The sequence below is a fragment of the Nocardiopsis sp. ATB16-24 genome, assembly GCF_030271535.1.
Lineage (GTDB): Bacteria > Actinomycetota > Actinomycetes > Streptosporangiales > Streptosporangiaceae > Nocardiopsis.
This window is the reverse complement of sequence record NZ_JASCXJ010000040.1, coordinates 1-1,324: the sequence shown is the minus strand read 5'-3', so window position 1 is coordinate 1,324 and position 1,324 is coordinate 1. Positions and strand designations below refer to the sequence as shown.

Here is a 1,324-nt window from a genome sequence, read left to right as displayed (position 1 = left end):
GTGGTGGTGGGGTGTGCGGTTGGTGTTTTGATTTGTGAATAGTGTGCGCGAGCATCTTGTTATCTGTAGTGGCCAAGTGAAAGTGGCATACGGTGGATGCCTTGGCACCAGGCGCCGATGAAGGACGTGGGAGGCCGCGATAGGCCACGGGGAGCTGTCAACCGAGCTGTGATCCGTGGGTGTCCGAATGGGGAAACCTAGCCCGAGTCATTTCGGGTTGCCGCCGTCTGAATGTATAGGGCGGTCGGTGGTGACGCGGGGAAGTGAAACATCTCAGTACCCGCAGGAAGAGTGAACAACAGTGATTCTCCTAGTAGTGGTGAGCGAACGGGGAAGAGGCTAAACCGTGCGCGTGGTAAAGACGGCAGTCGTTGCGTGTGCGGGGTCGTGGGGTGTGTCTTTTCCGGGTCTGCCGGCCCGGGGCACTGATGCTGGTGGTAGTCGAAGCCGTTGGGAAGCGGTACCGGAGTGGGTGAGAGTCCCGTAGACGAAGCTGCCGGCCAGGTGTGGGCATGTTCCCGAGTAGCGCGGAGCCCGAGGAATTCCGTGTGAATCTGGCAGGACCACCTGCTAAGCCAAAATACGTCCTGGTGACCGATAGTGCACTAGTACCGTGAGGGAAAGGTGAAAAGTGCCCCGGTGAGGGGTCGTGAAAGAGTACCTGAAACCGTGTGCTGTCAAGCCGTCAGAGCGTCCTTTCGGGGGTGTGATGGCGTGCCTTTTGAAGAATGAGCCTGCGAGTCATGGTGTGTGGCGAGGTTAACCCGTGTGGGGTAGCCGTAGGGAAACCGAGTCTGAACAGGGCGAGTCGAGTCGCATGCTGTGGACCCGAAGCGGAGTGATCTACCCATGTCCAGGGTGAAGCGGGGGTAAGACCTCGTGGAGGCCCGAACCCACCAGGGTTGAAAACCTGGGGGATGAGGTGTGGGTAGGGGTGAAAGGCCAATCAAACTCCGTGATAGCTGGTTCTCCCCGAAATGCATTTAGGTGCAGCGTCGCGTGTTTCTTCCTGGAGGTAGAGCTACTGTTTGGCTGATGGGCCCGACAAGGTTACTGACGTCAGACAAACTCCGAATGCCGGTGAAGTGAAGCGTGGCAGTGAGACTGCGGGGGATAAGCTTCGTAGTCGAGAGGGAAACAGCCCAGATCATCAGCTAAGGCCCCTAAGCGTGTGCTAAGTGGGAAAGGTTGTGGAGTTGCCCAGACAACCAGGAGGTTGGCTTAGAAGCAGCCATCCTTTAAAGAGTGCGTAATAGCTCACTGGTCAAGTGGTTCTGCGCCGATAATGTAGCGGGGCTGAAGCACACCGCCGAAGCTGTGGAGC

1 rRNA gene is annotated in these 1,324 nt (G+C 57.8%); it reads left to right on the top strand.

The window, feature by feature from the left end:
- Positions 1–69: 69 nt before the first annotated feature.
- Positions 70–1,324, top strand: a 23S ribosomal RNA gene (locus PFX91_RS23000); the annotation flags it as partial.